General features: G+C 65.1%; 22 protein-coding genes and 2 pseudogenes. 8 read left to right on the forward strand and 16 right to left on the reverse strand.

What is annotated here, in order from left to right:
* The first annotated feature begins 47 nt into the window (after positions 1-47).
* A complete protein-coding gene (gene mutM, locus JEY66_RS00740) occupies positions 48-929 on the forward strand; it encodes a bifunctional DNA-formamidopyrimidine glycosylase/DNA-(apurinic or apyrimidinic site) lyase (protein WP_016844706.1) in 882 nt (293 codons plus the stop codon).
* A 19-nt stretch (positions 930-948) separates the two neighbouring features.
* Complete coding sequence (ggt, locus tag JEY66_RS00745; RefSeq protein ID WP_016844707.1) at positions 949-2643, forward strand: gamma-glutamyltransferase; 1695 nt, start codon at positions 949-951, stop codon at positions 2641-2643.
* A gap of 421 nt (positions 2644-3064) precedes the next feature.
* On the opposite strand, the gene JEY66_RS00750 is transcribed toward ggt, so the two are convergent.
* A complete protein-coding gene (locus tag JEY66_RS00750) occupies positions 3065-4423 on the reverse strand; it encodes a serine protease (protein WP_026192031.1) in 1359 nt (452 codons plus the stop codon).
* Positions 4424-4645: 222 nt separating this feature from the next.
* On the opposite strand from JEY66_RS00750, the gene JEY66_RS00755 reads away from it, so the two are divergent.
* Positions 4646-5446 (forward strand): HesA/MoeB/ThiF family protein, encoded by an 801-nt coding sequence (locus tag JEY66_RS00755; RefSeq protein WP_016844710.1) that lies wholly within the window; start codon positions 4646-4648, stop codon positions 5444-5446.
* Positions 5447-5449: 3 nt separating this feature from the next.
* Here JEY66_RS00755 and JEY66_RS00760 read toward each other — a convergent pair whose 3' ends face one another.
* Positions 5450-6451, reverse strand: coding sequence for an aldo/keto reductase (locus JEY66_RS00760; protein ID WP_016844711.1), 1002 nt, complete (start codon positions 6449-6451; stop codon positions 5450-5452).
* A 122-nt stretch (positions 6452-6573) separates the two neighbouring features.
* Between JEY66_RS00760 and JEY66_RS00765 the strand changes: the two genes are divergently transcribed.
* Entirely contained in the window at positions 6574-7485 is a 912-nt protein-coding gene (locus JEY66_RS00765; protein ID WP_018269267.1) for a LysR family transcriptional regulator, read from the forward strand.
* Positions 7486-7870: 385 nt separating this feature from the next.
* On the opposite strand, the gene JEY66_RS00770 is transcribed toward JEY66_RS00765, so the two are convergent.
* A complete protein-coding gene (locus tag JEY66_RS00770; protein ID WP_018269266.1) occupies positions 7871-8875 on the reverse strand; it encodes a 2-hydroxyacid dehydrogenase in 1005 nt (334 codons plus the stop codon).
* 346 nt (positions 8876-9221) lie between these two features.
* Here JEY66_RS00770 and JEY66_RS00775 point away from each other — a divergent pair, with 346 nt between their 5' ends.
* Positions 9222-9749 carry an SH3 domain-containing protein gene (locus JEY66_RS00775; protein ID WP_026192030.1) on the forward strand — a complete coding sequence of 176 codons (528 nt, stop codon included), beginning with the start codon at positions 9222-9224 and terminating at the stop codon, positions 9747-9749.
* Between the two features lie 72 nt (positions 9750-9821).
* On the opposite strand, the gene irrA is transcribed toward JEY66_RS00775, so the two are convergent.
* Positions 9822-10313, reverse strand: coding sequence for an iron response transcriptional regulator IrrA (irrA, locus tag JEY66_RS00780; protein ID WP_026192029.1), 492 nt, complete (start codon positions 10311-10313; stop codon positions 9822-9824).
* A gap of 328 nt (positions 10314-10641) precedes the next feature.
* On the opposite strand from irrA, the gene fabA reads away from it, so the two are divergent.
* The 3 genes from fabA (at position 10642) to fabV (ending at position 13681) form a co-directional block, all read left to right on the forward strand.
* Positions 10642-11163: a 3-hydroxyacyl-[acyl-carrier-protein] dehydratase FabA gene (gene fabA / locus JEY66_RS00785; protein ID WP_016844716.1), complete on the forward strand. Its 522-nt coding sequence runs from the start codon at positions 10642-10644 to the stop codon at positions 11161-11163.
* Positions 11164-11206: 43 nt separating this feature from the next.
* Positions 11207-12430 (forward strand): beta-ketoacyl-ACP synthase I, encoded by a 1224-nt coding sequence (gene fabB / locus JEY66_RS00790; RefSeq protein WP_026192028.1) that lies wholly within the window; start codon positions 11207-11209, stop codon positions 12428-12430.
* 78 nt (positions 12431-12508) lie between these two features.
* Positions 12509-13681, forward strand: a complete 1173-nt coding sequence (fabV, locus tag JEY66_RS00795) for an enoyl-ACP reductase FabV (protein ID WP_016844718.1) — start codon at positions 12509-12511, stop codon at positions 13679-13681.
* A 236-nt stretch (positions 13682-13917) separates the two neighbouring features.
* Here the strand turns inward: fabV and JEY66_RS00800 are convergent, their stop codons facing one another.
* From JEY66_RS00800 to JEY66_RS00855, 12 genes and pseudogenes are all read right to left on the reverse strand, one after another.
* Positions 13918-14514 (reverse strand): glutathione S-transferase family protein, encoded by a 597-nt coding sequence (locus JEY66_RS00800; protein ID WP_016844719.1) that lies wholly within the window; start codon positions 14512-14514, stop codon positions 13918-13920.
* Positions 14511-14756, reverse strand: a pseudogene (locus JEY66_RS00805) (GNAT family N-acetyltransferase); the annotation flags it as partial. The pseudogene JEY66_RS00805 and the gene JEY66_RS00800, both read right to left, overlap by 4 nt.
* A gap of 131 nt (positions 14757-14887) precedes the next feature.
* Positions 14888-15697, reverse strand: coding sequence for an IS21-like element ISBj11 family helper ATPase IstB (gene istB / locus JEY66_RS00810; RefSeq protein WP_016842034.1), 810 nt, complete (start codon positions 15695-15697; stop codon positions 14888-14890).
* Positions 15694-17208: an IS21-like element ISBj11 family transposase gene (gene istA, locus JEY66_RS00815; RefSeq protein ID WP_026191872.1), complete on the reverse strand. Its 1515-nt coding sequence runs from the start codon at positions 17206-17208 to the stop codon at positions 15694-15696. The genes istB and istA overlap by 4 nt, the downstream gene beginning before the upstream one ends.
* A 194-nt stretch (positions 17209-17402) precedes the next feature.
* Positions 17403-17642: pseudogene (locus JEY66_RS00820) on the reverse strand (GNAT family N-acetyltransferase); the annotation flags it as partial.
* Between the two features lie 123 nt (positions 17643-17765).
* Positions 17766-18500 carry a superoxide dismutase gene (locus tag JEY66_RS00825; protein WP_016844721.1) on the reverse strand — a complete coding sequence of 245 codons (735 nt, stop codon included), beginning with the start codon at positions 18498-18500 and terminating at the stop codon, positions 17766-17768.
* A 201-nt stretch (positions 18501-18701) separates the two neighbouring features.
* Complete coding sequence (pnp, locus tag JEY66_RS00830; RefSeq protein WP_018269260.1) at positions 18702-20864, reverse strand: polyribonucleotide nucleotidyltransferase; 2163 nt, start codon at positions 20862-20864, stop codon at positions 18702-18704.
* 314 nt (positions 20865-21178) lie between these two features.
* On the reverse strand, positions 21179-21448 hold the full coding sequence (gene rpsO, locus JEY66_RS00835) for a 30S ribosomal protein S15 (RefSeq protein ID WP_016844725.1): 270 nt from the start codon (positions 21446-21448) through the stop codon (positions 21179-21181).
* A gap of 2 nt (positions 21449-21450) precedes the next feature.
* On the reverse strand, positions 21451-22560 hold the full coding sequence (truB, locus tag JEY66_RS00840; RefSeq protein ID WP_016844726.1) for a tRNA pseudouridine(55) synthase TruB: 1110 nt from the start codon (positions 22558-22560) through the stop codon (positions 21451-21453).
* Positions 22560-22970 carry a 30S ribosome-binding factor RbfA gene (gene rbfA, locus JEY66_RS00845; RefSeq protein ID WP_026192026.1) on the reverse strand — a complete coding sequence of 137 codons (411 nt, stop codon included), beginning with the start codon at positions 22968-22970 and terminating at the stop codon, positions 22560-22562. Before rbfA ends, truB begins: the two co-directional genes overlap by 1 nt.
* Before the next feature lie 159 nt (positions 22971-23129).
* Positions 23130-25838 carry a translation initiation factor IF-2 gene (infB, locus tag JEY66_RS00850; RefSeq protein WP_018269259.1) on the reverse strand — a complete coding sequence of 903 codons (2709 nt, stop codon included), beginning with the start codon at positions 25836-25838 and terminating at the stop codon, positions 23130-23132.
* A 107-nt stretch (positions 25839-25945) separates the two neighbouring features.
* Positions 25946-26632 carry an RNA-binding protein gene (locus tag JEY66_RS00855; protein WP_016840378.1) on the reverse strand — a complete coding sequence of 229 codons (687 nt, stop codon included), beginning with the start codon at positions 26630-26632 and terminating at the stop codon, positions 25946-25948.
* Positions 26633-26658: the final 26 nt, after the last annotated feature.

The following is a 26658-nucleotide window of genomic DNA, read 5'->3' on the forward strand; positions in this document are numbered from 1 at the left end:
GGCCGCAATGGCGCTATCACGTCACTTCCAAAAGGTGAATGCCTGCCATGCCGGAATTACCCGAAGTCGAGACCGTCCGCCGCGGCCTGCAACCGGCCATGGAGGGGTCCAGGATCCTCAAGGCCGAGGCCCGCCGCAAGGATTTGCGGTTTCCGTTTCAAAAAGACTTTATCGCCCGGCTGGAGGGCCGGACCATCACCGGGCTCGGCCGCCGTGCCAAATATCTGATGGCGGACCTGAACTCCGGCGACGTGCTGCTGATGCATCTGGGCATGTCGGGCTCGTTCCGCGTGCTCAAGCAGGACGGCGCGGCGACGCCGGGGCAATTCCACCACCCGCGCAGCGAGGATCGCGCGCATGATCACGTCGTGTTCCACATGTCGTCGGGCGCGGCCGTCGTCTTCAACGATCCGCGGCGCTTCGGCTACATGAAGATCATCGCGCGCAACGCGATCGAGGATGAGCCGCTGCTGAAAGGGCTCGGTCCCGAGCCGCTCGGCAACGAATTCGACGCGGCGATGCTGGCGCGCTCCTGCCACAACAAGAAGACCAGCCTGAAGGCCGCGCTGCTCGACCAGCGCGTGGTGGCGGGACTTGGCAACATCTATGTCTGCGAGGCGCTGTTTCGTTCGCATCTGTCGCCGCGGCGATTGGCCGCGACGCTTGCAACGAAGAAGGCTGAGCCGACCGACCACGCCCGGCGGCTGGTCGACGCGATCCATTCGGTGCTCAACCAGGCGATCAAGGCCGGCGGCTCCTCGATCAGCGACCATCGGTTGACCAATGGCGATCTGGGCTATTTCCAGCATTCGTTCCAGGTCTACGACCGCGAGGGCGAGACGTGCCGCACGTCGGGCTGCGAGGGCATCGTCAAGCGCTTCACCCAGAACGGCCGTTCGACGTTCTGGTGCCCGAAGTGTCAGAAGTAGCAAGAAGGCAAAAACAAAAATGGAAGAGCGAATCGTGGGCGGCAATTGGCGCGATCGCGCCGCGACAAGTTTTCAATGCGAGAAGCAGCCGGCCACCAGCAGCCGCGGCATGGTGGTGAGCAATCATCCGCTGGCATCGAGCGCGGGCGCCGAGATGCTGGCTGCCGGCGGCAATGCGATCGATGCGGCGATCGCCACGCTGTTCACGCTGACCGTGGTCGAGCCGATGATGGTCGGCATCATCGGCGGTGGCATGGCGCATATTCGCCTCGCCGACGGCAGCCATCGCTTCATCGATGGCCAAAGCACGGTGCCGCAGGCGGTAAAGCCGGACACCTACACCTCGAAGCCCGGTTCGGCGCACGACGTGTTCGACACCGTCGGCAACGAGAATTTGAACGGGCCGAAGGCGGTCGCGGTGCCGGGCTCGCTGAAGGCCTGGTGCGAAACGCTGCGCCGCTTCGGCACCATGAGCCTTGCCGACGTGATGCAGCCGGCGATCAAGCACGCCGCGCGCGGCTATGCGGCGACGCCCTATTTGCACGAATGCATCACCGACGGCGCCGGGGAGATGCTGAAGGACAAGCCGATCTCGGCGATCTATCTGCCTGATGGCGCGCCGCTGAAGCCCGGCGAGCGCGTGGTGCAGGCGGAATATGCCGAGACGCTGAAATACATCGCCGATCATGGCGACAACGCGCTCTACCAGGGGCCGCTCGGCGACATCCTGGTCGACTACATGAAGAAGAACGGCGGCTTCATCGCACAAGCGGATCTCGCGACCTACAAGACCGTCGAGCGGCAGCCGATCCGCTGCGACTACCGCGGCTGGGAAATCCTCGGGCCTCCGCCGCCGGCGGCGTCGGGCGTGCACATCACGCAGATGCTCAACATCCTCGAAGGCTATGACATCGCGCGGCTCGGCTTCGGCACGGCCGAGACGATCCATTATCTCGCCGAGGTGCTGAAGATCGCCTTTGCCGACCGCGCGGCCGCGAGCGGCGATCCCGCCTATATCAACGTCCCGGTCGAGCGGCTGACCTCGAAGGCCTATGCCGAGGAGCGCCGCCGCGCGATCGATCCCGCTGCCGCGCAGGCCTGGAGCGCCGGCGTCACCCAGCTCGAAAGCGCGCACACCACGCACATGACCGCGGCGGACGCGATGGGCAATGTGGTCGCGACCACCCAGACCATCAACAATCTGTTCGGCGCCAAGATCCTGATCCCCGGCCTCGGCACCGTGCCGAACAACTACATGAATTTGTTCGATCCGCGGCCGGGGCACGCGCTGTCGCTGGCCGCCGGCAAGCGCGTTACCACCTCGATGTCGCCGATGATGGCGCTGCGCGACGGCAGGCTCACTTACGCGCTCGGCCTGCCCGGCGGCAAACGCATCTTCCCGAGCGCGATGCAGGCGCTGATCAATCTGATCGACCACGGCATGAGCCTGCAGGAGGCGGTCGAAGCGCCGCGGGTCTGGACCGAGGGCAATGCGCTGGAGGTCGAGCAGGCGGTGCCGGAGGCCGTGCGCGCCGCGCTGTCGGCCAAGGGCCACAGAGTGCAAGTGGTGCCGACGGTGGCCGGCGGCATGAACGCGATCCAGTTTCACGCTGACGGCACGATTTCGGGCGCAGCCTGCTGGCGCGCCGACGGCACCCCAATCGGCATTGCCGGCGGCCTCGCCCGCGCCGGGGTGCGGTTTGCGTTGAGGTGAGGCCGACTACGCTGTTTGACAGGTTGAACCGAGAACCATCCTCAACGTCGTCCTGGCGAAAGCCAAGAGTGAACTCAGGGGACCCATTACCCCTAATCTCATTGCTGTGCGACGCCGGGACCGCGATCGTGTTTCATCGCTGATGCGGTGGTTATGGGTCCTGGCTTTCGCCAGGACGACATGTGGGAAGAGTGGTAGCTGAATCACAAATGACTATGGAATGCTGGATCGTCCGCCAGAGCCTGTCCCCATCGTCGTCCCGGCGAAGGCCGGGACCCCGTCATTGTTACGCGCTGCTGAAACGACGAGTCCCGCCTGCAACGCCTGCTGCGGCGTATGGGCCCGGCCTACGCCGGGACGACGAGATGGACAGAACCCGGTCTGCTCTGCGGGATCACCGCGCAAGCGGGGCGAGGTGACTCTACTTCCTGACGCAGATCACGCGGACCACGGCGGCCTTGGCGTCCGCCGACTCGCCCGACACGGTGACGCCATGCGCCTTCAGGAAGCTGCGCACCGCGTCGGCCGGCACCAGCGCGGCCTGCGCCGGCGGCGCCGCGTTCGCGGGGCCCGCCACGATCACGGGCTTCAGCGTCGCGATCCCGGCAAACCTGCCGCCGCTATCGGTCGCCGCTGCGCCGGAGAACCCGAGCGCCGGCGCCGGTGACAGCGCCTGATCGCCGCCGCCGATCTGTGCGACCGAAGCCTTCACGCTGCTCGCGGCCGCGCCGCCGCCCTGGTTCTGCGGATCGGCGATCCCGGTGATGTCGAGCGCGGTCTGCGTCGCCTGGCCTGCGATATTGAGCGGTTTCAGCCCGCGCGCGCCATAGATGCGCAGCAATGCGAGGTCGTGATCCCTGTCCTCGGCGACCCGATCGGCATTGCCGTAGCCCGGAATCGTCAGCGCGATGCAGTCGTCGGTCGCCACGCGGTCGGTCACGATGGCGCCGTCGTCGCTGACCACGACGCCGGTGGCATACTCGACGGTCTTGCGCGGCGGCGGACCGGCCTGCACGGCGGACGGAAATGCATTGAAGGCACTCGACATCGCGATCACCACCGGCTCGATGGTGGTTTGCATCGCCTGGTCATAGAGGATGGTGAGGATGCGGACCTCGTCGCCCTTCAAGGTGCCGCGCAGATAGAACTTCTTCAGCCCCTGCATGCCCGACAGCACGAAGAAATCCGGCTTCACCACGGTGTAGTCGATAGTGCGCCCGGCCGGCTCCTTCTTTTCCTGCTCGGCAAGCTTTGCGGTGGTCGGGCTGGCTTCCTTGCGGCGGGCCAGCAGCACCTGGACGGTGCCGGTCGGCGAGGTCCATTTGGCGCCGGCGGCATCGCTGGTGAGCTGCGGCACGAGCTTGGTCGGAATGCCGAGCCGCGCCCCGGTGGCCGGCTCGGTGACGATCCGCCAGCCGACACCTTCCTGCTTCCGCCGCGCCGTGTCGGCGAGCACGCCGCGCTCCTGCGGGTTCAGCACGCCGGTCGGCTTGCCGCCGCGCTTCTTCTGGAATTCCTTGATCGCATTGACCATGCGCTCGCTGACGTCGCCGGTAATGGCGCCGTTATACTCGCCGACCCAGGCGAGGTCGGATTGCAGCGCCAGCCGTTCGGCCTGCGCCATCGCGCCAGCGGTATCCTCCGGCTTCTGCAAAGCGGGGCGTATCGGCACCGTCGCCACGGTTTTCGGCTTCGCCCCCGCCGTCGAGGGCGGCGTCATCTGGGCCTGCGCCACGCTCATGGAAGCGGCCATCAATGTTGCCGAAAGCACCGATCTCATGACAAATCCGGGGGAAATGACCGACACCATTGACGTCCAGGCAATTAAGCACATCTGCTTGGTCGGCAACAACCGCGCTCCGGTTCAGGGAGCGCGTCAACCCTCATCCTGAGGAGCGGCGAGAGCCGCGTCTCGAAGGATGAGGCCACCGACCGGGCCTCATGGTTCGAGACGCGCGTCGCGCTCCTCACCATGAGGGTCACGGGTAGGATAGATGAGACAATGCTGAGTGCCGACGAACTTGAACGTTATGCCCGCCACATCGTGCTGCGCGAGGTGGGCGGCCCCGGCCAGAATGCGCTGAAGCAGGCGTCGGTGCTGGTGATCGGCGCCGGCGGCCTCGGCGCGCCGGTTCTGATGTATCTGGCTGCCGCCGGCGTCGGCCGGCTCGGCGTGATCGATGACGATATCGTCTCGCTCTCCAATTTGCAGCGCCAGATCATCCATGCGACGTCTGATATCGGCAAGCGCAAGGTCGACAGCGCGGCGGCGCAGATCCATGCGCTCAATCCGCATGTCACGTTCGAGGCGCATCCGATGCGGCTCACCGCCGACAATGCGATGGCGCTGATCGCGCGTTACGATCTCGTGCTCGACGGCTCCGACAATTTCGAGACCCGCTATCTCGTCGCCGATGCCTGCTTCCTCGCCAAGCGGCCGCTGATCACGGCGGCGCTGGGCCAGTTCGACGGTTCGCTGACCACGATCCGCGCGCACGAGAAGAATGCGGACGGCGTGTTCAACCCGACCTATCGCTGCCTGTTTCCGGAGGCGCCGCCGCCGGGCACGGTGCCGGCCTGCGCCGAGGCCGGCGTGATGGGCGCACTCGCCGGCGTGCTGGGATCGATGATGGCGCTGGAGGCGATCCGCGAGATCGTCGGCTTCGGCGAGGGCCTGGTTGGTCGCCTCCTGATGGTGGATGCGCGCGCGATGCGGTTCGAAACATTGCGCTACACGCGTGATCCGCAGAACCCGCTCAACGGTGATGCACCAGGGATCACCGATCTGAGCGGGCACCGGTAGGATTCAGCTCGCGGGCTTCTCGCTGTCCATGTGCCGGAGGTGCTCCTCCGGATAGCGTCCGCCGGCGGCGGCGCCGGGCGGAAATGCTTCGGCGAGTGCAGCAAGATGCGCCGCGGTCAGCTTCACATCCAGCGCGCCGAGCGCTTCGGCGAGCCGCTCGCGTCGCCGCGCCCCGACCAGCGGCACGATGTCCTCACCCTGCGCTGCGACCCAGGCAATCGCGACCTGCGCCGGGGAGGCGCCGATCTCGCCGGCGATGGCGCGCAGCCGATCGGCGAGCGCGAGGTTGGTGTCGATGTTGCCGGCCTGGAAGCGCGGGCTCAGCAGGCGGAAATCCTTTTCGCCTGCCTGGTTCTTCGACCAGTGCCCGCTGATCAGCCCGCGCGCCAGCACGCCATAGGCTGATATGCCGATCCCAAGCTCGCGGCAGGTCTTCAGGATGTCGGTCTCGATGCCGCGCGAGATCAGCGAATACTCGATCTGCAGGTCGGCGATCGGATGCACCTTGTGGGCGCGGCGGATGGTGTCGGAACCGACCTCCGATAGGCCGATATGCCTGATCCAGCCCGCCTTGATCATGTCGGCCATCGCGCCGACCGTGTCCTCGATCGGCACGTTGGGATCGAGCCGCGCCGGGCGATAGATGTCGATGTGATCGACGCCGAGCCGCTGCAACGAATAGGCGACGAAATTCTTCACGGCATTGGGCCGGCAATCATAGCCGAGGAAGCCGTAGTTGCGATCGCGCAGCGCGCCGAACTTGACGCTGATCACGAGATTGTCGCGGCTGCGGCTCTTCAAGGCCTCGCCGATCAGCATCTCGTTGTGGCCCATGCCGTAGAAGTCGCCGGTGTCGAGCAGCGTGACGCCGGCCTCGAGCGCAGCATGGATGGTGGCGATGCTCTCGCTGCGGTCGGTCGGGCCGTAGAAGTCCGACATGCCCATGCAGCCGAGGCCGATCAGCGAAACCGTGGGGCCGGTGGAACCGAGTTTGCGTGCGTCCATGGTGGAGTTCCCAGGATGTTGCGGCGGATGATCCGCCGCCAAAACGACGCGGCTGATATGGGCCGATCCGGCTTCGGGGATAAGCTGGACAATCGGGAATGGCTTGTTCACTATATCGAACAATGCAGGATTTCGACCTTCGCGACCTCGACGCCTTCGTGGCGGTGGCGCGCACGCGCAATTTCCGGCGTGCGGCGCTCGAGCAGCGCGTCTCGGTCTCCAGCCTCAGCCAGCGCCTGCGCGACATGGAAGAGCGGCTCGGCGTCCGCCTGATGAACCGCACCACCCGCAGCGTCGCGCTGACGGAAGCCGGCGAACTGCTGCTCGCCCGCGTCGCGCCGGCCATGGTCAACGTCGCCGATGCGATCACCGAGGTGCGCGGCCTGCGCGCCGAGCCGTCGGGGCGGTTGCGCATCAACGCGCCGCCGCCCGCGGTCGATCTCGTGCTGGCGCCGATGATCGCGCCGTTCCTCGCCAGATATCCGCGGGTCGACCTCGACGTCGTCGCGGAGAGTGCGTTCGTCGACGTCGTCGCGCAGGGCTTTGACGCCGGCGTGCGTTACGGCGAGCACCTGGCGCAGGACATGGTCGCGGTCCCGCTCGGCGCGCCGCAACGTTACGCGATCGTGGCGTCCAGCGCGTATGTCGCAAAGCACGGCCGGCCGATGCATCCGAAGGATCTGCTGGCGCACCCCTGCATCCGCAGCCGCTTCAGCAACGGCGTGATGTTCGATTGGGAGTTCGAGAAGAACGGCCGCGTGGTGAAGATTTCGCCGCCGGCCAAGCTGACCGCGACCCATCTCGGTCTCGCGCTGCGTGCAGTCCATGACGGCGTCGGCTACTGGGCGACGTTCGAGGGCTATGTCCGCTACGGCGTCAAATCCGGCGCGCTGGTCAGCGTGCTCGACGACTGGTGCCCGCCGTTCGACGGACCGTTCCTCTATTATCCGAGCCGGCGCCAGCCGCCGCCCGCGCTGGCCGCGTTCGTGTCGTTCGTCGCCGACTGGCGCAAGCAGGCACGGCGGAAGAAATAGGACGGGTCGTCACCACATCGTCGTCCCGGCGAAGGCCGGGACCCATACGCCGCGGCGGTTGTTGTCGAAGGGATTCGTCGTTCCGTCATCGCGCACAAATAAGGATTTGTGGTTATGGGTCCCGGCCTTCGCCGGGACGACATCGAATGTTGGTCTCAGAGCCCCGTAGCTCGAGGTACCAAGTTGCCTGGTCGAGCGCCGGCCGCACCGGCTCCTTTGCATGGGGTTGTTTTCGATATTTTGGCAGCTCGCCCCTACGACGGCGGGGCTATCGCATATGACTACCCACGTCCCGTAGCCCGGATGGAGCGAAGCGCAATCCGGGGCGGTCCGTCCGCGGATACAGGCCCCGGATTTCGCTGCGCTCCATCCGGGCGACGAGCACCTACAGCATGCTCGGCAGCACGCGGTCCGGCGGCTTGTGGGCGTCGAGGAAGGTTCGGATGTTGATGATCACCTTCTCGCCCATCTCGACGCGGCCCTCGATGGTGGCCGAGCCCATATGCGGCAGCAGCGTCACCTTGCCGGCCCTGGCGAGCCGCACCAGCTTCGGGTTCACCGCGGGCTCGTGCTCATAGACGTCGAGGGCTGCGCCGCCGATATCGCCGGCCTCGATCAGCTTGATCAGCATGTCCTCGTCGATCACCTCGCCGCGCGCGGTGTTGACGACATAGGCCTCTTTGCGGATCAGCTTGAGCCGCCGCGCCGAAAGCAGATGATAGGTCGCAGGCGTGTGCGGGCAGTTCACCGAGATGATGTCCATCCGCGCCAGCATCTGGTCGAGGCTTTCCCAATAGGTCGCCCCGAGCTCTTCGGCGATCATGGGCGCCACCGGGCGGCGGTTGTGATAGTGGATCTGCAGGCCGAAGGCGCGGGCACGGCGCGCCACGGCCTGGCCGATGCGGCCCATGCCGACGATGCCGAGCCGCTTGCCGCCGATGCGATGGCCGAGCATCCAGGTCGGCGACCAGCCCGCCCAGTGCTGCTTGCCTTCGGTCAGGATCGAGGCGCCCTCGATCAGGCGCCGCGGCACCGCGAGGATCAGCGCCATGGTCATGTCGGCAGTGTCCTCGGTCAGCACCTTCGGCGTGTTGGTCACGGTGATGCCGCGGGCATGCGCCGCCGCCACGTCGATATTGTCGACGCCATTACCGAAATTGGCGATCATCTTCAGCTTGCAGTCGGGCTGATTGATCACGTCCTCGCGGATCATGTCGGTCACGGTCGGCACCAGCACGTCGGCGGTCCTCGCCGCCTCGGCGATCTGCTCCGGCGTCATCGGCGTGTCGTCGAGATTCAATCTGGCGTCGAACAGCTCGCGCATCCGGGTCTCGATCGAGTCCGGCAGCTTGCGGGTGACGACGACGAGAGGCTTTTTCTTCACCGACATGTCCTGCTTTCATGGGGCGCGCGGCTTGCCAAAAAACAAACCGTTCAGGCCTCATTAACCCGGTTGTTCGACACTGCTGATAGCCGCGCTGTCCCGGCGTTTCCTTCGCGTTTCCTAGGGTTCCCCGAGACTTGCCCCGGCTTTTCGCCAAGGCGAAACGACGGGAAATTCGGGTGTTCTGGCTCTCAGGCGTTCCGTCCTCTCTAGCAGAAGGCCGGGCCAAGACAAGAACCCCCCGGACTTGCGGTGCGGGGCGAACGGACGCCGGCGCAGGGGCCTTCGGGCGTGGTTTGGGTTGCGGTGCGCCGGATGCGGGTTGGGCATCCCGGCAGGAGACGAGTTGATGGTGGCGTTCTGGCGTTTCAGTTCATTGGTGGCGCTGGTCGGAAGCATGCTGAGTGCGTCGGTCATGCCCGGACATTCCGCCAAGGATTTGAGCCCCACCACCAGTGGCCTGCCGATCCCGCGCTATGTCAGCCTGAAGTCGGATCATGTGAACGTCCGGGCCGGCCCGACCAAGGACAATGACGTCGCCTGGGTCTACACGCGGTCGGGGCTGCCGGTCGAAATCACCGCCGAGTTCGAGAACTGGCGCCGGGTGCGCGATTCCGAGGGCGCCGAAGGCTGGGTCTATCATTCCCTGCTGTCCGGCCGCCGCACCGCCGTCGTCACGATGAAGAACAAGGACGATCTGGCCTCGCTGTACGATCGCCCCGACGCCACCAGCGCCGTCGCGGCGCGCCTGCAGGCCGGCGTCGTCGCGCAGGTGAAGAAATGCGCCAATAACTGGTGCCGGGTCACCGGCAGCGGGTTCGACGGCTGGATCGAGCAGCAGCGCCTCTGGGGCGTCTACGCCGACGAGAAGGTGGACTGAGCTTCCTGGTCCCCACATGAAAATGGCCGGGACGAGCCCGGCCATCACAACTCATTTCGACGGTAAGACCGTTCAGCGCTTCTTGCGCAGCCGCACGACCATGTCGACGCGGGAGATCTCGTACCCTTCGGGCACGTCGGGCATCTTCGACAGCACGAGGTTCGGGTCGGGAATGTCGACTAGCTCGTGGTTGTGCTCGAGATAGAAGTGGTGGTGCGTCGACACGTTGGTATCGAAATAGGTTTTCGTGCCGTCGACGCTGACCTGGCGCAGCAGGCCGGCATCGGTCAGCTGGTTCAGGGTGTTGTAGACGGTCGCCAGCGACACCGGAACCTTGGCCAGCGTGGCTTCCTCGTACAGCATTTCAGCGGTCAGGTGGCGAGCGCCCTTGCCGAACAGCAGCCAGCCCAGCGCCATGCGCTGGCGGGTCGGCCGCAGACCGGCAGACTGCAACATTTCGTTGACGTCATGCCACGGACAGCCGGTCAGGGCAGGGTGGTGCCCAGCGCCCCGGGCAGCCGGGTGCACGGCATCATCGTTCACAGCCGGTACTTCCTCGTTCATATCCACTCTATGCACCCAACTCAGGCAATATTCCTCATAAATATAAAAAGGATGCCTATCAGATGCAAGTTTTTCGCAACTAGAACGAATCCAGGCTGCGGTAGAAACCTAAGGAGAAGCGGTCATTTATCATCGGAATGCCGCTTTGCCGCCCAGTTAGCCGTATGTTAGAGAGCGCGCGGACCACATATGCGCTTTCGGCAGAGATAACAGGCCGTAGCGTACCCAGGTAGCGCCAAGATGCGGGACGGGTTATTCCGGTTCCCGTGGGTAGATCAAGGTCCGACCAAGCAAAGCGCTTCATCGGGACATCAGAGGTGGAAAGAGGATGCTGGATCGGCGCGGCGGTTACGAATACGAGGATTTGCTGGCTTGCGGGCGGGGCGAGCTTTTCGGTCCCGGCAACGCCCAGTTGCCGCTGCCGCCGATGCTCATGTTCGATCGCATCAGCGAGATTTCGGAGAATGGCGGCGAGTTCGGCAAGGGACTGGTGCGCGCCGAGCTCGAGGTGAAACCGGATCTCTGGTTCTTCGGCTGTCATTTCAAGAACGATCCGGTGATGCCGGGCTGCCTCGGCCTCGATGCCATGTGGCAAATGGTCGGCTTTTACCTTGGTTGGATCGGTGGCGAAGGTCGTGGCCGCGCGCTCGGCCTCGGCGAACTGAAGTTCTCCGGACAGGTGCTGCCGCACGCGCGCAAGGTTGTGTACAACATCGATATCAAGCGCGTGATGCGGTCAAAGCTCGTGCTTGGAATTGCCGACGGGTGGCTTTCCATGGACGACGAGATTATCTATCGCGCCAAGGACTTGAAGGTCGGGTTGTTCAAGCAGGGCACGGCGCCATCTTGAGCAGGATCATCATGCGGCAACATAAAGGCAGGGCGAGGCGAACATGAGGCGGGTTGTCATCACGGGGATGGGTATTGTCTCGTCCATCGGTAACAACACCCAGGAAGTGCTTGCGAGCCTCTACGAGGCGAAGTCGGGCATTTCGCGCGCGGAGAAGGCTGCCGAACTTGGCTTCCGCTCGCAGGTGCACGGTGCGCCGACACTCAATCCTGCCGAGGTGATCGATCGCCGCGCGATGCGGTTCCTTGCCGAAGGTGCGGCCTGGAATCACGTTGCGATGGAACAGGCGATCCGCGACTCAGGCCTCGAGGAGAGCGAAGTCTCCAACATCCGCACCGGCATCATCATGGGATCCGGTGGACCGTCGACGCGCACGCTGGTGGAGGCCGCCGACATCGCGCGCGCCAAGGGCCCGAAGCGCGTCGGTCCGTTCGCGGTGCCGAAGGGCATGTCCTCGACCGCGTCGGCGACGCTCGCGACCTGGTTCAAGATCAAGGGCGTGAACTATTCGATCTCGTCGGCCTGCGCGACGTCGAACCACTGCATCGGCAACGCCTATGAGACGATCCAGATCGGCAAGCAGGATGTCATCTTCGCCGGCGGCTGCGAGGAACTCGACTGGACGCTGTCGGTGCTGTTCGACGCCATGGGCGCAATGTCCTCGAAATACAACGACACGCCGGCCACCGCCTCGCGTCCCTACGACCTCAACCGCGACGGCTTCGTGATCGCCGGCGGCGCTGGTGTCGTGGTGCTGGAAGAGCTCGAGCATGCCAAGGCGCGCGGCGCCAGGGTCTATGCCGAGGTCGTCGGCTACGGCGCGACCTCCGACGGCTACGACATGGTGGCGCCGTCGGGCGAGGGCGCCGAGCGCTGCATGCGCATGGCGATGTCGACGGTGAACACGCCGGTCGATTACATTAATCCGCATGCCACGTCGACGCCCGCCGGCGACCCGCCGGAGATCGAGGCGATCCGCAAGGTGTTCGGTACCGGCGACAAATGCCCGCCGATCTCGGCGACCAAGGCGCTGACCGGCCATTCGCTCGGCGCCACCGGCGTGCAGGAAGCGATCTATTCGCTGCTGATGCTGAACAACGGCTTCATCTGCGAGAGCGCGCATATCACCGAACTCGATCCGGTGTTTGCCGACATGCCGATCGTGCGCAAGCGCATTGACAACGCCAAGCTCAACACCGTGCTGTCGAACTCGTTCGGCTTCGGCGGCACCAATGCCACGCTGGTGTTCAGGCGGCTTGACGCGTGATTTCGCCCCTCCTCGCTTGCTGAGGGAGGTCCGCAGGCAGCGAATGGGAACATTGCAACGATCCGGAATGGGGTGGGAATGATTATTGAACCGCGCGTGCGAGGCTTCATCTGCACGACGGCACATCCCGTCGGCTGCGCCACGAATGTCCGCGAACAGATCGCCTATGTTCTGAAGCAGGGCCCGGTCGCCGACTGCCCGAAGCGCGTTGCCGTGCTCGGCTGTTCGACGGGGTATGGCCTCGCGAGCCGCATCGTCGCGACCTTCGCCGGCGGCGCCGACACCATCGGCGTGTCGCTCGAGCGCGAGCCGTCGGAAAAGAAAAGCGCCAGCGCCGGCTGGTACAACAACCGCGCCTTCGAGATCGAGGCCGAGAAGATCGGACGCTCGCCGCTCACGCTCGAGGGTGATGCCTTCTCCGACGAGATGAAGAAAAACTTCATCGAGCGGGTGCGCGAGAAATTCGGACAGCTCGACCTGCTGGTCTACAGCATGGCGGCTCCGGTCCGGACCGATCCCGACACCGGCAAGACCTATCGTTCGGTGATCAAGCCGCTCGGCGCCCCGGTCGAGATCAAGACGCTCGACACCGAGACCGGCGAGGTGTTCCAGACGACGCTCGAGCCGGCGAGCGAGGAGCAAACAGCGGCCACCGTCGCGGTGATGGGCGGCGACGACTGGAAGCGCTGGATCGACCAGCTGGCGGATGCCGGCGTGCTGGCGCCGGGCTTCCGGACGCTCAACTACACCTATATCGGCAGCGAACTGACCTGGCCGATCTATTGGAACGGCACGCTCGGCCGCGCCAAGGTCGATCTCGACAGCAAGGCGGAAGCGATCCGGGGCCGGCTCGGCGCGGACGCCGCCCGCGTCGTCGCGCTGAAGGCCGTGGTCACCCAGGCGAGCTCGGCGATACCGGTGGTGCCGCTCTATGGCACGGTGCTGTTCAAGGTCATGAAGCAGCTCGGCCTCCATGAAGGCTGCATCGAGCAGATCGACCGCCTGTTCCGGACGAAGCTCGGTAAGGGCGTCGCGCTCGATGACGCGCAGCGCGTCAGAGTCGACGACTGGGAGCTTTCGCCCGAAGTGCAGACGGAAGTGTCGCGGCGCTGGCCGCTGCTTACCACCGAGACGCTCGGCGAACTGGCCGATCTCGGCGAGTACAAGAGCCAATTCCTCCGCCTGTTCGGTTTCGGCATCGACGGCGTCGACTACACGCAGGACGTCGATCCCCGCATCGTGCCGGGTTAGGCCGTTCGGAAAACCGCGCGAGCGGTTACAGACCGGTCTTCCTTCCCCCTGAAAGGGGGAAGGTCGGGATGGGGGTCAGCCGCAGGCGATGCTGCAAGCGGAGAGAGTTGATCCCCACCCGCTTTGCTCTGGCGAGCAAAGCGACCTCCCCTTTTCAAGGGGAGGTTGGAGTTCCGAGCTAGGTCTTTCGAGATTGGTTACTTCGTAGCCCGGATGGAGCCAACGGGTCGCGCACTTCACCCCGCCGCGATCTTCTCCGCGCGCTGGAACGCGGGCCGCGCCACGCAGCGGCCGATATAGGCCTCGAACGACGGCCGCGGCGGCACCATCTTGAAGACGCGCACCGCAAAGTTCAGTCCCGCGCCGATCGCGATGTCGGCGACGGAGAACTGATCGCCGAGGATCCACGGCGCCTTCTGCAGCTCGGCGTCGAGCACGTCGAACACCTGCGCGGCGCTGCCCCATGCTGCGGTGCTGGTCGGCACTTCGAGCTTGGTGAAGAGCTGGATTAGCGCCGGCTCGATGCAGCTCGGCGAGAAGAACAGCCACTGCAGATAGCGCGCCCGCTTCGGGTCCGTCGCTGCCGGTGCGAGTTTGGTCTCGGGATAGCGGTCGGCGATATAGGCGCAGATCGCGGCGGCCTCGGCGAGCTGCGCGTCGCCGTCGGTCAACGCCGGCACCTTGCCCATCGGGTTGATCTTGAGAAACTCCGGCGATTTCTGCGCGCCGGTGCTGATGTCGGTCAGCACCCGTTCGTATGGCAGACCGGATTCCTCCAGCAGCCAGATGGCGGAGAACGAGCGCGAGCGCGGCGACCAGTATAGCTTGATCATGGCTTAGTCTCCGATGTGCGGTTTGTTCTTGTCCACCGATAGTGCTTCATCATGAAGCGGGTGACCGGATTGGGCGCTTCCTTCTCGAACACAAAGCCTTCGCGCTCGTACCACCGCCAGGCCTTCTCGTTCTCGCGGACGCATTTCAGCCAGATCTCGTCGGGCATCTGCCGGCGCGTGAAGCCAAGCAGCTGACGTCCGAGGCTCATGCCCTGATAGGCGGGGACCACCATCAGCTGATTATAGCGCGACGATCTGGGTCGGAAGAGCGCGGCGATCAGGATGGCGAGTCAGTGTCGCGGCGCGATGATGATCGCCGCGATGATTGTCGCGCGCAAGAGTTTTGTTTGCTTTGATTGTCGCGGAGCGTCAATCAAGCGAGCGTTTTTTGTGTCGCGTGCTCCGGTGGCCGCCCTGGACCACGCTTTCGCTCGAGGGCAGTCCGCCTGCGATAGCTCTCGACGTTCATCTCGACGATGGTGGCGTGGTGAACAAGGCGATCGATCGCCGCGAGGGTCATAGCTGGGTCCGGAAAGACCTTGTTCCATTCTCCAAAGGGCTGATTGGCGGTGATCAGCAAAGAGCGTCGCTCGTAGCGTGCGCTGATGAGCTCGAACAGCACACTGGTCTCGGCCTGGTCCTTGGTGACATAGGCAAGATCGTCAAGGATAACGAGATCGAAGCGATCGAGGCGGTTGATGGCACCCTCGAGGTTGAGTTCGCGGCGCGCCACCTGGAGCTTCTGCACGAGATCGGTGGTGCGGGTGAAGAGGACGCGCCATCCGTTCTCGATGAGAGCCAAGCCGATTGCTGCTGCCAAGTGACTCTTGCCGCCACCGGGCGGACCAAACAGCAGCAGATTGGCGCCCTTGTTCAACCAGCCGTCGCCGGCGGCGAGCGCGGTCATTTGCGCCTTGGAGATCATCGGTACGGCTTCGAAGTCGAAGCTGTCAAAGGTCTTTCCGGTGGGCAGCCGCGCCTCGACGAGATGGCGCTCGATGCGGCGACGGCTGCGTTCAGCGATCTCGTGCTCTGCAATGGTGGCGAGGAAGCGCGCCGCCGGCCAGCCTTCCTTATCGGACTGCTCGGCAAATTGCGGCCACAGCACCTTGATGGCGGGCAGCCGCAGCTCGTTGAGCAACAGATTGAGGCGCGCGGTGTCGACTACGTTGGTTGTGCTCATGCGGCACCTCCGATCTCGGCAGTACCGATGAGGCATTCATAGGTGGCGAGCGGTGCGAGGCGCACCACGACGTTCGGCATCTGGGCGGGATCCGGGGCGAAGTGAGTACGTAGCCGGTTGAGGTCGGGCAGCCGGCCGTCGTTCAGGTCGGCCGTGAGCTGATCGGCGAGTTCGGCCTCGCAACCGCGCTCATGGGCGAGTGCGAGGAGATCGACCATGATCCGGCAGGCCTTCTTGTCCGGTAAGCGTTTGCGCAAGACGTCGAAGGCTCGGCGGTAAGCTTCCCGGGGGAACAGCTGGTCGCGGTAGACCAGGTTGAGGAGCGCCATCGGCTTGCGCCGCAAGGAATGGATCACGTGCCGATAATCGACGACCTGATCGTGCTTGCCATTGGGATGCGGCCGCCCGCGCGGCAAGGTGAGGAGATGCGTGCCGCCGACAAACACGTCGAGGTGATCGTCATACAGGCGCACCCGCAGCCGATGGCCGATCAAGCGCGACGGCACCGTGTAGAACACCTTGCGCAAGGTGAAGCCGCCGGACGATGTCACGTGGACGATCACCTCTTCATAGTCCGACGTGCGGCGGTCCGGCAGATCCTGAAGTGCGGTACGTTCGCTGTCGATCCGCTTGGCGTTGCGGGCATTGCGGCGGCTGACGATCTCATCGATGAAGCCACGATAGGCAGCGAGATCGTCGAAGTCGGCGGTGCCACGCAGCAACAGCGCGTCGCCGACCGCCCGCTTGAGATGGCCATGCGAACTCTCGATCGCCCCGTTCTCGTGGGCGATGCCACGATTGTTGCGGGAGGGGCGCATGCCGTAATGGGCACAGAGGTCTTCGTATCGCCGCGTCAGATCGTCTTTGGCGTCGCGGTCGAGATTGCAAAAGGCGGCCGACAGGCTGTCGGTGCGATGCTCCCGTGGCGCTCCACCGAGTGACCACAAGGCATTCTGCAGGCCTTCGGCCAGAGCGATGAAGCTCTCACCGCCGAGCACGACATGGGCGTGCTCAAACCCGGAATAGGCCAGCCGGAAGTGATAGAGACGATGGTCGAGCGGCACGCCCGCGATCGTGACACCCAATTCGCCCATGTCGGTGAAGTCGGACAGGCCGCGCTGACCGGGTTCGTGGGTCTGCCGGAAGATGACCTCCTGCTCCTCGCCGTGGATCGCCCGCCAGGCCCGGATCCGGCGCTCCAGCGTGCGACGGATGCCGGCGCCGAGCTCAGGATGGCGTCGGAGCAACTCCTCGAAGATCGTGACCGGCCGCACACCGGGGGCGGCCTTCAGCATCGGCACGATCTCTGTCTCAAATACGCGGGCCAAGGGATCTGGCCGGCGACGGCCGCGAGGAGCCTTCTTCTGCGACGGAAGGCGTCGATCCTGCTCGATCCGGTAAGCGGTCGAGGTGCTGAACGACGCCTTGGCGGCGGCCACGGGCGGGCTATCGGTCTGACGGTACTTCATGTAGAGCCTCATTTGGTGATCGGTAATGTGTCGGCCTGGCACGCGAGTGATTCCTCTTGGCGGAAGAACCACTTGCATAACCAGCCGGCCGCGATCACCAGTCGGCGCGGTCCGCTGTGGATCGCGCCGACGCCGGGCTCGTAACTCCGGTCGGGCTACGCCCTCCCTGCGTCACGAGCCCGGCGTAGCCCTCTCATCATGGTCGACGCTCCACTTCCATCCTGTTCGCCGCGCGGCAGCTGATCGAGCAGCAAGCTCGGCAGGTGCAGCGCCAGCATGGCGGCGATGCTGCCGCGATCGTCGGCCACGAACAGGGTCCAGCCACCCGCGATCTCGCGCGGCAGGCGGGCGCGCAAATCGTTCAACAAACTGTCGCTGGCTTGCGAGAGCCCGGTCGAAACCCAGCTCGCCATCCAAGCGCGCGCGATTGCGTCATGTTCGTCGGAGCGTGCGGGGCGGATGGTCGGCAGCGTCATTGTTCCCTATCGCGTTCGACGCCGGCGGCGTGACGCTGTGGGCGTATAAAGGTGAAAGCCCGCGCTCGCCTCGCGGAGCTTCCAACTCTAGCGCAGTTGTTCGCGACCGGCGAGACCGGCGGCTCACACGCCGAGCGTGCCGGCCTTCGCTGCCGCATAACGCTCGGCCACGGCCTTCCAGTTCACCGTATTCCACCACGCCTTCAGATAATCGGGCCGGCGGTTCTGGTAGGTCAGGTAATAAGCGTGCTCCCAGACGTCGTTGCCGAGCAGCGCGCGCTTGCCGTCCATGATTGGATTGTCCTGGTTCGGCCGCGTCTCGATCGCGAGCTTGCCATCCTTGGTGACGGTGACGAACACCCAGCCGGAGCCGAACACGCGCCCGCCGGCGGCGTTGAAATCGGTCTGGAATTTTTCCATGCCGCCGAGGTCGCTATCGATCGCGGCGAGCACGTCGCCGTCCGCCTTGCCGCCGTTCGGTCCCATGATCTGCCAGAACATGGTGTGGTTGGCGTGGCCGCCCATGTTGTTGCGCACGCCGGTGCGGATCGCCTCCGGCACGCTGCCGAGATTGGCGAGCACCTCGACGACCGGCTTCTCGGCGATCTGCGGATTGTCCTTGGCGAAATTGTTGAGGTTGGTGACATAGGCCTGATGATGCCGGTCGTGATGGATTTCCATCGTCTTGGCGTCGATATGCGGCTCCAGCGCATTGGTGGGATAGGCCAGCGGATCGATCTTGAACGGTCCGGCTGGAGCCTGCGCCGTGGCCTGCGCGAACGCTGCGCGCGATGTGGCGGCGGCCGCGGCGATGCCGCCTGCTGCGATGATCAAATGGCGTCGGGACATCGAGGACATCGTGGTTCTCCGTGCTGGGAAAGCTTCCTGATGTTAGGCCCGAGTTGTGAACGGGTTCCAGCGAATCCGGTCACAATGCCGGGTCAAAACCGCGCATGCCGATCAGCGGAGATTGATTTGCACCCATCTCGACAAACCAAAAAGGGCGGCCACAGGGCCGCCCTTTCGTAACAGTCGATTTGCAACTCGATTGGCCTGGGCTTACTCGCCGGCAGCTTCGCGCGGCGCTGCAGCCGGCGCCTCGGTCTTCTGCTTGGCCTCGAGGTCCTCGCCGGTGGTCTGGTCGACGGCCTTCATCGACAGGCGGGTCTTGCCGCGATCGTCGAAGCCGAGCAGCTTGACCTTGACCTTGTCGCCTTCCTTGACGACGTCGGAGGTCTTCTGCACGCGGTTGGCCGCGAGCTGGCTGATGTGGACGAGGCCGTCCTTGGCGCCGAAGAAGTTCACGAACGCGCCGAACTCCATCACCTTGACGACGGTGCCCTCGTAGATCTGACCGACCTCCGGATCGGAGGCGATCGACTTGATCCACTTGATCGCAGCCTTCATCGCCTCGCCATCGTTGGAGGCGACCTTCACGGTGCCGTCGTCCTCGATGTTGACCTTGGCGCCGGTCTTCTCGACGATCTCGCGGATCACCTTGCCGCCGGTGCCGATCACTTCGCGGATCTTGTCGGTGGCGATCTTGAAGGTCTCGATGCGCGGTGCGTATTCGCCGAGCTCGGCGCGCGCCGCGGTCAGCGCCTTGGCCATCTCGCCGAGGATGTGGATGCGCCCTTCCTTGGCCTGGCCAAGCGCAACCTTCATGATCTCCTCGGTGATGCCCTCGATCTTGATGTCCATCTGGAGCGAGGTGATGCCCTGGTCGGTGCCGGCGACCTTGAAGTCCATGTCGCCGAGATGATCCTCGTCACCGAGGATGTCCGACAGCACCGCAAAGCGCTGACCTTCGAGGATCAGGCCCATGGCGATACCGGCGGTCGGCCGCTTCAGCGGCACGCCGGCGTCCATCAGCGACAGCGAGGCGCCGCACACCGAGGCCATCGAGGACGAGCCGTTCGACTCGGTGATCTCGGAGACCACGCGGATCGTGTACGGGAACTCGTGGTGCGGCGGCAGCACCGGGTGGATCGCGCGCCAGGCGAGCTTGCCATGGCCGATCTCGCGGCGCTTGGTGCCGCCGAGGCGACCGGTCTCGCCGACCGAGTAGGGCGGGAAGTTGTAGTGCAGCAGGAACGTTTCCTTGTAGGTCCCCGACAGTGCATCGATGTACTGCTCGTCCTCGCCGGTGCCGAGCGTGGTCACGACCATCGCCTGGGTTTCACCGCGGGTGAACAGCGCCGAGCCGTGGGCGCGCGGCAGCACGCCGGCTTCGGCGATGATGTTGCGCACGGTCTTGGCGTCGCGGCCGTCGATGCGCTTGCCGGTGTCGAGGATGTTCCAGCGAACGATCTTGGCTTCCAGTTCCTTGAACACGCCGGCGACGCGGAGCTTGTCGTATTTCGGCTCCTGGCCTTCCGGGAAGAAGTGCGCGAGCACCTTCTCCTTGACGGCGCCGACGGCGGCATAGCGTTCCTGCTTGACCGGGATCGCGTAGGCATTGCGGAGCTCCTGCTCGGCGATGCCGAGCATCTCCTTCTCGATCTCCGAATTGTCGATCGTGGTGACTTCGCGCGGCTCCTTGGCGGCCTTCTCGGCGAGCTCGATGATCGCGTTGATGACGGGCTGGAAGTGGCGGTGGCCGAACATGACCGCGCCGAGCATCACGTCTTCGTTGAGCTCCTTGGCTTCCGATTCCACCATCAGCACGGCGTCGGCGGTGCCGGCGACGACGAGATCGAGCTGGGTCTCGGTCATCTCGTCGAGCGTCGGGTTGAGCACGTATTCGTCATTGGCAAAGCCGACGCGCGCAGCGCCGATCGGGCCCTTGAACGGCGCGCCCGACAGGGTCAGGGCGGCGGAGGCGGCGACCAGCGAGACGATGTCCGGATCGTTCTCCATGTCGTGCGACAGGACGGTGACGATCACCTGGGTCTCGTTGCGCCAGCCGTCGACGAACAGCGGACGGATCGGGCGGTCGATCAGGCGGGAGACCAGCGTCTCCTTCTCGGTCGGACGGCCTTCGCGCTTGAAATAGCCGCCGGGAATGCGGCCCGCAGCGTAGGTCTTCTCCTGGTAGTCGACCGTGAGCGGCAGGAAGTCGACGCCTTCGCGCGGTGCCTTCGCCGCGACGACGGTGGCAAGCACCACGGTCTCGCCGTAGGTGGCCAGCACGGCGCCGTCGGCTTGGCGGGCGATCTTGCCGGTTTCAAGTTTGAGGGGACGTCCACCCCAGTCGATCTCGACGGAATGCGTATTGAACATTTCGGTCTTCTTTCATGGTTTCACGAAAGCATGGCGCCCTGAAACACAAAGACCATGCCAAGACGGCGAGACACTGACGCGCGGTTGCGATCAGTATCCGGCGATCCTGCCATGGTCCCTGGATTTCGGATGGCGTCCATCCTTTCGGTCATCTGGGCATCTTGCCCGGTCCAGCGGCCGGATTGCTGCTGGACGCTAGTTGGCATGGCACCATTGCCATGCTGCGCATGATCATCTTTCGACAATTCGAAAGTCCGAGTTCGCGGACGACCATGCGAAAACGCGCGCGAACCCTCGCGCGCGTGCTTCTCAAATCAACGACGGATGTTGTGCTTTTCGAGCAGCGCCTTGTAGCGCGCCTCGTCCTTGCGCTTGATGTAGTCAAGCAGGGAGCGACGCGTCGACACGAGCTTCAGGAGGCCGCGGCGGGAATGGTTGTCCTTCACATGGCTCTTGAAGTGCTCGGTGAGGTTATTGATGCGTTCCGACAGGATCGCGACCTGAACCTCGGGCGAGCCGGTGTCGCCGGCTTTGTTGGCATTCGTCTTGATGACTTCCGCTTTGCGCTCTGCGGTAATCGACATCGTCAGTTACTTTCATGGTTGCGAGCCGGACCGGCAGTCAGTCCGTTCAGGTTGAACACGCGCTTGGGGATGAGTTCGCCATTGCCAATTTCGGCAAGCGCGAGAAGCCGGCCTGCCACCGTGACATAGACTGTGCCGCTGGTATTGGGCGCATCCCGTCCGCGCAACAAAACGGCCTGGCCCCTGTGGAGCCTTGCCGCATCAGCCCGTGTGACGGCCAGTGCCGGGATGTCGTCCAGCGCGGTCTCAACGGGCAAAAGCGCGTCGGCGAGGCTGCCCTCGCCAGACGCGGCTCTATTGCATAAAGCCTCCAACTGTTCCAGCGGAATCATGTCCCGTTCGGTAAACGGACCGACAAGGGTCCGCCGCAGGGCGCAGATATGGCCGAAACAGCCCAGAATCCGGCCCATATCGCGGGCCAGCGCCCGGACATAGGTTCCCTTGCCGCACTCGGCCTCGAACACGGACTGGCCGTTATCGCCATGTTCCGCAAGGGTTAATTCGTGGATCTCGACCGGGCGGGGCTTCAGTTCCACGGTCTCGCCGTCGCGCGCCAGATCATAGGCGCGCTCGCCCTGCACCTTGATCGCCGAATATTGCGGCGGGATCTGCTCGATCACTCCGGTGAAGCGCGGCAACAGTTCCCGGATCGAATCGGCGGTCGGCCGGCTCTCGCTGGTCCGGACCGGTCGCCCCTCGGTGTCGTCGGTGTCGCGCTCCTCGCCCCAGCACACCGTGAAGCGGTAGCGCTTGCGGCCGTCCATCACGAACGGCACGGTCTTGGTGGCCTCGCCCAGCGCGATCGGCAAGCCGCCGGAGGCGAGCGGATCGAGGGTGCCGGCGTGGCCGGCGCGCTTGGCCTGGAACAGGCGCTTGAGCACTGCGACCGCCTGCGTCGAGGTCATGCCGATCGGCTTGTCGAGCACCACCCAGCCGTGGACGTCGCGCTTGTCGCGGCGCGGCTGCTGGTTCTGCCTGCCCTGCTTCTGGCGCGGGTCGTTGTTGGTGCGGCGCGCATCGTCGCTGCGCTGGCCGGCAAAAGCATCCCGCTCAGCGTCGCGCGCGTCGGAATCCTTCGCGTCGATAACGCTGTTGGTCGTCATCACAGTCATCACTCGTCGTCCGAATCGGGTGCAAGGTCTCGCTGCACCGCAGGTGTCCGCAGTAGTTTCTCGATGCGCTCCGCCTCGTCGAACCGCTCGTCGACGCGGAAGCGAATGTCGGGTGCAAATTTCAGGTTGACGCGGTGCGCGATCTCGCCGCGAAGGAATTTCTTGTTGCGCTCGAGCGCGGATATCACCGTGTCGGTGTCGCGGCCGCCGAGCGGCATCACATAGATCGTCGCGAGCTTCAGGTCCGGCGACATACGCACCTCGGGAACGGTGATGATGTGGCCTTCCAGATCGGGATCGTGGACGTCACCCTGCGACAGAATATCGGCAACCGCATGGCGAACCGTTTCACCGACGCGCAGCTGACGTTGTGAGCCGCCGGGGCTGGAACTCTTCTTTTGACGGGGCATGACCTTCTTCCAAAACCGTCACGCCCGCTGGCCGTGGCCGCGGGCATCAATGTCCTAGCTTTGCTTTCAATCAGACAATGCGCTGGCGGCCGGACCAAAGTCCGGCCACGCCGTCGCATTTTCAGTTAAATGGACCCGGGCTCTTCGTAAGATTTGGACTTACAGAGAGCGCTGGATCGTCTCGATGCGGTAACACTCGATCACGTCGCCGACACGCATGTCGCCGTAGTTCTCGAACGCCATGCCACACTCCTGGCCGGAGACCACTTCCTTCACTTCATCCTTGAAGCGCTTCAGCGTCGACAGCTTGCCTTCGTGCACCACCACGTTGTCGCGGATCAGGCGAACATTGGCGCCGCGTTCCACGGTGCCGTCGGTGACGCGGCAACCCGCGACCTTGCCGACCTTGGAAATGTTGAACACTTCCAGGATCTGCGCGTTGCCCAGCATGGTTTCGCGTAGCGTGGGCGCGAGCAGGCCGGACATCGCCTTTTTGATGTCATCCACGAGGTCGTAGATGATGTTGTAGTAGCGGATCTCGATGCCGTTGCGCTTGGCCGCGGCCGCCGCTTCCTTGTTGGCGCGGACCGAGAAGCCGATGATCGCGGCGTTGAAGCCTTCCGCCAGCGTGACGTCGGATTCCGAGATGCCGCCGACGCCGGCATGCAGGATGCGGGCGGCGACCTCGTCGGTGCCGAGCTTCTCCAGCGAGCCCAGGATCGCTTCCAGTGAGCCCTGCACGTCGGCCTTAACGATCAGCGGGAACTCCTTGCGGCCCGCGGTCTTGAGCTGCGACATCATCTGCTCGAGCGAGCCGCGCATGCCGGAAATCGAGGCAGCAGCGTTCTCGCGCTTCTGGTGCGCGCGGTAGCTCGTGACCTGGCGGGCGCGGGCTTCGTTCTCGACAACGGCGAGACGGTCGCCGGCTTCCGGCGGACCGTTGAAGCCGAGCACCTCGACCGGCACGGACGGACCGGCCTCTTCGAGATTCTCGCCCTGGTCGGAGATCAGCGCGCGGACGCGGCCCATCTCGGCGCCGGCGACGATAATGTCGCCGATGCGCAGCGTGCCGCGCTGCACCAGCACGGTCGCGACCGGACCGCGGCCGCGATCGAGCTTGGCTTCGATCACGGTGCCTTCCGCCGGGCGCTGCGAATTGGTCTTCAGGTCGAGGATTTCGGCCTGCAGCGCGATCATCTCGAGCAGCCGGTCGAGATTGGTCTTGTTCTTGGCCGAGACCTCGACGTCGACGACGTCGCCGCCGAGCGATTCGACCTGCACCTCGTGTTGGAGCAATTCGGTGCGCACGCGCTCGGGCCGCGCATCCGGCTTGTCGATCTTGTTGATCGCCACGATCATCGGCACCTTGGCCGCCTTGGCGTGGTTGATCGCCTCGATCGTCTGCGGCATCACGCCGTCATCGGCCGCGACCACCAGCACGACGATGTCGGTGACCTTGGCGCCGCGGGCGCGCATCGCGGTGAACGCGGCGTGGCCGGGCGTATCGATGAAGGTGATCTTGGTGCCGCTCTCGGGCGAGAGCACCTGATAGGCGCCGATATGCTGGGTGATGCCGCCGGCTTCGCCCGACACCACATTGGCGTGGCGCAGCGCGTCGAGCAGCGAGGTCTTGCCGTGGTCGACATGGCCCATGACGGTGACCACGGGCGAGCGCGGCTCGGTGTCGGTGGAATCGTCGACGACGTCGAACAGGCCTTCTTCCACGTCGGACGCGGCGACGCGCTTGACGGTGTGGCCGAGTTCCTCGGCGATCAGCTGTGCGGTGTCGGCATCGATCACGTCGGTGATCTTGTGCATCGCGCCCTGCTTCATCAGCATGCGGATGACATCGACCGCGCGCTCCGACATCCGGTTCGCGAGTTCCTGGATCGCGATCACTTCCGGAATGACGACTTCGCGGATCAGCTTTTCCTTCTGCTCGTTTGCGGCGTGACCCTTCAGGCGCTGGGTACGGCGGCGGAACGAGGCGATCGAGCGCTCGCGCACGTCGTCGGCGTTGAGCGCGGTGACGACGGTGAGGCGTCCGCGCTGCTTCTGCGGGCCGGGCTTGTGAGTGGTCTTCGGGGCCGCGACAGGACGCACGGCGCCGCCGGGGCGGCGCACCAGGCGCGGACCTTCGTCCTCGTCCGCCTCGGCGGCAACGGCCGGCGGCCGCCCCGGGGCCGCAGGCGTGCGCGCAGCAGGCGTCGTGGTCGTTGTCGGGCGGGCTGCGCTGGGCGCACGGGCGGCCGGGGCAGACGCGGGTGCGGCTCCGGCAGGCTTGGCGGGAGCAGCGGCAGGCGTCGCACCGGGCTTGGCCTCGCCTTCGCCAAAGCGGCGCTTGGCCTCGACCTCGGCCTTGCGCTTGGCCTCTTCCTCGTGGCGATGGCGTTCCTCTTCCGCCTTGCGGCGGGCCTCGGCGGCCTCGCGCTCTGCCTTCTCGGCAGCCTCGCGGACGGCGCGGCGCTTGGCTTCCTCTTCGGCCTGGCGGCGCTCTTCGATGTCGCGCTGACGGGCGTCGGCCAGCGCGCTGGCACGCGCGGAACGCTCGTCCTCGGTCAGGGTCGGCAGCACCACGCCCGAGCGGGTGTTACGCTGTTGCTGGCCGGAAGGCGGGCCCGAGGGGCGGCCGAGCGGCGGCCTGGCGGCGGGCGCCGCCGGCTTTGCAACCACGGGTTCCGGCGCATGCGCCTCGCCGGGACCATCGCCACCGACGCGGCGCTTGCCGCGCTTCTCGACCACGACCTGCTTGGTCCGGCCGTGGCTGAAGCTCTGGCGCACGGTGCCCGTCTCGACGCGCGGCTTCAGCGACAGCGTCTTGCTCGGGACACTCAAAGTCTTGTCGCCAGGGGTCTTGGTATCAACCATTCAGCAGTCCTAATCTCGTTTCGCTGTGCGTTTGCCGCACAAATCCTTCAACGTGTCGTCGTTTGCTGAGCATGACCGGTCGGAAAGACGGCGTCCGCCTTCCCGGATCACGCTCTGGAATTTCTGGCCGCTTCGGCGGTCTTGTCGTCGTCGGCCATCCGGTATCGGACCAGCATCTGGCAGCGCGACAGGAACGTCTTGCTCGCCGGGCCCGCGAGCAGCGCAGCATGTATCACATTTGACCGCCCAAGTGCCAAATCCAATTCTTCCGACGTCAAAACATTGACGACGGGGATTACCGGCGATTCACCACGTTTTTCGCCCCTTTGCCTGACGATCGCGTCCAATTTGCGGATTCCGTCCGCTGCGCCGTCGGAAGCGTGGATCAGGGCTGCAGTTTCGTTCCGGTTGAGTGCGTCCTCGACCTTGCCGAAGCCCGAAACGACCTGACCGGCCTTGGCGGCCATTGCCAGGGCCTCGGTGACGCTGCGCACCAGGAGGGTGTCGGTGTCGGTGGGGAGCGTCGGCGCGACGCGGACGTCGCGCTTGAATCCCCTGCTAAATTGGTGACGGCGGACCGCTTCCGCAACACTGCGCCGCGACGCGGAAACCCATAGTCCGCGGCCGGGCAGCTTGCGCTTCAGATCCGGGATCACCTCGCCCGTGGGCGCAATGACGAACCGGATCAGCTCGTCGATCGGACGCACCTCGCGGCTGACCGCGCACATCCGCGTGGTCGCGGACTTCTGCGTCCGCGGCCCATCGTCGAGATCGGGGTCAGCCTGAGCCAGCATCCGTCGGGCATCTCCTTCGTGAATTG

This window comes from Bradyrhizobium elkanii USDA 76, assembly GCF_023278185.1.
Lineage (GTDB): Bacteria > Pseudomonadota > Alphaproteobacteria > Rhizobiales > Xanthobacteraceae > Bradyrhizobium > Bradyrhizobium elkanii.

What these genes read in the sequence shown, in the direction of transcription:
- mutM (WP_016844706.1), top strand. Translation starts at nt 48, where the DNA reads ATGCCGGAATTACCCGAAGTCGAGACCGTCCGCCGCGGCCTGCAACCG.
- ggt (WP_016844707.1), top strand. Translation starts at nt 949, where the DNA reads ATGGAAGAGCGAATCGTGGGCGGCAATTGGCGCGATCGCGCCGCGACA.
- JEY66_RS00750 (WP_026192031.1), bottom strand. Translation starts at nt 4,423, where the DNA reads ATGAGATCGGTGCTTTCGGCAACATTGATGGCCGCTTCCATGAGCGTG.
- JEY66_RS00755 (WP_016844710.1), top strand. Translation starts at nt 4,646, where the DNA reads ATGCTGAGTGCCGACGAACTTGAACGTTATGCCCGCCACATCGTGCTG.
- JEY66_RS00760 (WP_016844711.1), bottom strand. Translation starts at nt 6,451, where the DNA reads ATGGACGCACGCAAACTCGGTTCCACCGGCCCCACGGTTTCGCTGATC.
- JEY66_RS00765 (WP_018269267.1), top strand. Translation starts at nt 6,574, where the DNA reads ATGCAGGATTTCGACCTTCGCGACCTCGACGCCTTCGTGGCGGTGGCG.
- JEY66_RS00770 (WP_018269266.1), bottom strand. Translation starts at nt 8,875, where the DNA reads ATGTCGGTGAAGAAAAAGCCTCTCGTCGTCGTCACCCGCAAGCTGCCG.
- irrA (WP_026192029.1), bottom strand. Translation starts at nt 10,313, where the DNA reads ATGAACGAGGAAGTACCGGCTGTGAACGATGATGCCGTGCACCCGGCT.
- fabA (WP_016844716.1), top strand. Translation starts at nt 10,642, where the DNA reads ATGCTGGATCGGCGCGGCGGTTACGAATACGAGGATTTGCTGGCTTGC.
- fabB (WP_026192028.1), top strand. Translation starts at nt 11,207, where the DNA reads ATGAGGCGGGTTGTCATCACGGGGATGGGTATTGTCTCGTCCATCGGT.
- fabV (WP_016844718.1), top strand. Translation starts at nt 12,509, where the DNA reads ATGATTATTGAACCGCGCGTGCGAGGCTTCATCTGCACGACGGCACAT.
- JEY66_RS00800 (WP_016844719.1), bottom strand. Translation starts at nt 14,514, where the DNA reads ATGATCAAGCTATACTGGTCGCCGCGCTCGCGCTCGTTCTCCGCCATC.
- istB (WP_016842034.1), bottom strand. Translation starts at nt 15,697, where the DNA reads ATGAGCACAACCAACGTAGTCGACACCGCGCGCCTCAATCTGTTGCTC.
- JEY66_RS00825 (WP_016844721.1), bottom strand. Translation starts at nt 18,500, where the DNA reads ATGTCCTCGATGTCCCGACGCCATTTGATCATCGCAGCAGGCGGCATC.
- pnp (WP_018269260.1), bottom strand. Translation starts at nt 20,864, where the DNA reads ATGTTCAATACGCATTCCGTCGAGATCGACTGGGGTGGACGTCCCCTC.
- rpsO (WP_016844725.1), bottom strand. Translation starts at nt 21,448, where the DNA reads ATGTCGATTACCGCAGAGCGCAAAGCGGAAGTCATCAAGACGAATGCC.
- truB (WP_016844726.1), bottom strand. Translation starts at nt 22,560, where the DNA reads ATGACTGTGATGACGACCAACAGCGTTATCGACGCGAAGGATTCCGAC.
- rbfA (WP_026192026.1), bottom strand. Translation starts at nt 22,970, where the DNA reads ATGCCCCGTCAAAAGAAGAGTTCCAGCCCCGGCGGCTCACAACGTCAG.
- infB (WP_018269259.1), bottom strand. Translation starts at nt 25,838, where the DNA reads ATGGTTGATACCAAGACCCCTGGCGACAAGACTTTGAGTGTCCCGAGC.
- JEY66_RS00855 (WP_016840378.1), bottom strand. Translation starts at nt 26,632, where the DNA reads ATGCTGGCTCAGGCTGACCCCGATCTCGACGATGGGCCGCGGACGCAG.